The sequence below is a fragment of the Polaribacter sp. genome (genome assembly GCF_965656025.1).
In the GTDB taxonomy this organism is placed as follows: Bacteria; Bacteroidota; Bacteroidia; order Flavobacteriales; family Flavobacteriaceae; genus Polaribacter.
Genome location: NZ_CBFHJT010000038.1, coordinates 21838 through 24636, shown reverse-complemented (window position 1 = coordinate 24636; position 2799 = coordinate 21838). Strand labels below are relative to the sequence as shown.

General features: G+C 32.3%; 4 protein-coding genes. 1 reads left to right on the top strand and 3 read right to left on the bottom strand.

Annotated features, from left to right (window positions below; translation table 11 throughout):
- The 3 genes from ACTG3S_RS08755 to ACTG3S_RS08745 all read right to left on the bottom strand — a co-directional run.
- A partial coding sequence (locus ACTG3S_RS08755; RefSeq protein WP_439128981.1) for an EamA family transporter occupies positions 1 to 300 on the bottom strand: 300 nt, incomplete at its 3' end.
- 145 nt (positions 301 to 445) lie between these two features.
- A complete protein-coding gene (locus tag ACTG3S_RS08750) occupies positions 446 to 1114 on the bottom strand; it encodes a bifunctional 4-hydroxy-2-oxoglutarate aldolase/2-dehydro-3-deoxy-phosphogluconate aldolase (protein WP_439128976.1) in 669 nt (222 codons plus the stop codon).
- A gap of 89 nt (positions 1115 to 1203) precedes the next feature.
- The gene (locus ACTG3S_RS08745; RefSeq protein WP_439128975.1) at positions 1204 to 2250 is read right to left on the bottom strand and encodes a PfkB family carbohydrate kinase; all 1047 of its coding nucleotides are present in this window, start codon (positions 2248 to 2250) and stop codon (positions 1204 to 1206) included.
- Positions 2251 to 2402: 152 nt separating this feature from the next.
- On the opposite strand from ACTG3S_RS08745, the gene ACTG3S_RS08740 reads away from it, so the two are divergent.
- A partial coding sequence (locus ACTG3S_RS08740; RefSeq protein ID WP_439128974.1) for a LacI family DNA-binding transcriptional regulator occupies positions 2403 to 2799 on the top strand: 397 nt, incomplete at its 3' end.

The following is a 2799-nucleotide window of genomic DNA, read 5'->3' as shown; positions in this document are numbered from 1 at the left end:
AAATAAAGCAAAAATTGCTGCAAAAATTGGTGATGTATATCTTAGAGAAACTGCTGTACCAATTGCCAGATAATTTAAAGATTGAAAAAAGCAAGTGAGCGAAATTACCCCAATAACACCTCTTAAGAATAGCCATTTCTTATGAGTTCCTAAAATGGGGATTTTTAACTTAATTATTAGCGGAATTGTAAATAATAACGTACCAATAGATCTAAAAAAAACGACTTGATATACATTAAAGCCTCTTAAATATTTAACTACAGAATTCATTAATGTAAAAGCAATAACGCTAAAAATCATGTAATAAATGGCTGTGTATTTTTTAGGTTTCATACAATCCTATTCAGTAACAAAATTAGGTTTTCTTTTCTATATTCAATAAAAAACTCGGAGCTAAAGTTAGTCCGAGTTTTCTTCGTTTTATAAACTAATCAACCTTATAAAACTATTTTCTTAAAGTTTTAATGATATCTAAAGCATTTTTTGTGGCACTTTCAATTTTATCATAATCAAAATTACCGTTTGCATCTTTAGCCATTAATTTAGAACCCATACCTACACAACTTACACCTGCGTTAAACCATCCTTCTAAATTTTCTTTTGTTGGAGATACACCACCTGTTGGCATGATGCTTGTCCAAGGTTGTGGACCTTTAATCCCTTTCACGAACTGTGGGCCATAAATATCACCAGGAAATAGCTTTACTATTTCGCAACCTAATTCCTCAGCTTTGGCAATTTCTGTAAGTGTACCACAACCAGGAGACCATAAAACTTTTCTACGGTTACATGCAATTGCAATATCTTCTCTTAAAACTGGTGTTACAATAAAGTTTGCACCTAAAGCCATAAACCTAGAGGCTGCTGCTGCATCTGTTACAGAACCAACACCCATAACCATACCTGGTAATTCTTTAACTACATATTTTACCAATTCGCCAAAAACCTCGTGTGCAAAATCTCCACGAGCTGTAAATTCTAATAATCTTGCACCACCTTTATAGCAAGCAGTTATTACTTTTTTACTTACTTCTAAATCTGAATGATAAAATAAAGGAACCATTCCTGTATCTTTCATTACCTGTGCTACTTCTAATCTTGTATATTGAGCCATATTATTGTGTAATTGTGTATTTGTGTAATTGTGTAATTGTTGAATTTATAACTTTTAAACAGTTACACAATTCAACAATTAAACCTTTTTTAACGAGCTACTCTTCCAGAAGCATCACCTCCCATTAATTTTTCTACTTCTGCTACTGTTGCTAAGTTTGCATCACCTTTTATGGTGTGTTTTAAGCAAGATGCAGCAACTGCAAAGTCTAATGCATTTTGATCATCTTCTGGGTATTTTAGTAATCCGTAAATTAAACCTCCCATAAAAGAATCTCCACCACCAACTCTATCTACAATATCTGTAATTTGGTATTGACGTGTTTGAAACAATGTCTTACCATCATATAAAACACCTGCCCACGTGTTATGAGAAGCAGAAATTGAACCTCTTAAAGTTGTAATTACTTTTTTAGCTCTTGGAAATTTTTCCATCATTTGCTCACAAACAGATAAAAAAGCTTCTGCTTTTACGTTATGACCTTCTGTTTGTACAGAAATTCCTGCTGGTTTTATACCAAAGTGCATTTCTGCATCTTCTTCGTTTCCTAAAACTATGTCACAGTACGATGTTAATTCTGTCATTACTTTTTCTCTGTGAGCGTTATCACAATATTTCCAAAGTTTTGCTCTATAATTTAAGTCGGTAGAAATGGTAATTCCTTTAGCACTTGCTGCTTTTACAGCCTCTAAACAAACATCTGCAGAACCTTGGGAAATTGCTGGTGTAATACCTGTCCAATGAAACCACTCAACACCATCAAAAACGGCATCCCAATCGATCATACCAGACTCAATTTCTGCAATGGCAGAATGTGCTCTATCATATACCACTTTAGAACCTCTAGATACAGCTCCTGTCTCTAAGAAATAAATCCCTAAACGATCTCCACCCCAAACAATTTTATCTACTCCAACACCTCTTTTACGCATTTCCATCATTGCACACTCTCCAATATCATTTTTTGGTAAACGTGTTACAAAATCAACATCAACACCATAATTTGCTAAAGAAACTGCTACATTAGATTCTCCTCCACCATATACAACATCAAAATTATTTGCTTGCGAAAATCTTAAAAATCCTTGTGGAGCTAATCTTAACATGATTTCTCCAAACGTTACTACTTTACTCATTTTAATTGCTATTTATATTTTTTATAGTTATTTGCTTAAACGTTTAACCAATGTTTTAAAATAAAATCAAAATAGTTTATTTACTTTCTATTTTGATTGTAATTTATATCGTTCTATATTTGCTTAAACGTTTAAGCAAATATATTAAAAATTTGAATACGAAAAAGAAAACTACCATAAAAGATATTGCAAATGTGCTAAATATATCTGCTGCTGCTGTTTCTAAAGCATTACATGATGATACCAGAATAAGCGAAAAGACAAAAAAAGCTGTAAAACAGGTTGCAAAAAACTTAAATTATCAACCGAATCACTTGGCAAGTGCCCTTAGAAGTGGAAAAAGTAAATTGGTTGGTGTTATTGTACCAAGAACAAATAGCAACTTTTTTTCATCAGTAATTCAAAATATAGAAGAAGTTCTTAACAAAAAAGGATATAATATTATTATTACACAATCCAACGAATCCTACAAAAAAGAATGTGATAGCATAGACACTTTATTATTTACACAAGTGGATGGTATTATTGCTTCTATGGCAAATGAAACTG

Coding starts and splice junctions, on each gene's coding strand:
- ACTG3S_RS08745 (WP_439128975.1), bottom strand. CDS start 2,250: ATGAGTAAAGTAGTAACGTTTGGAGAAATCATGTTAAGATTAGCTCCA.
- ACTG3S_RS08750 (WP_439128976.1), bottom strand. CDS start 1,114: ATGGCTCAATATACAAGATTAGAAGTAGCACAGGTAATGAAAGATACA.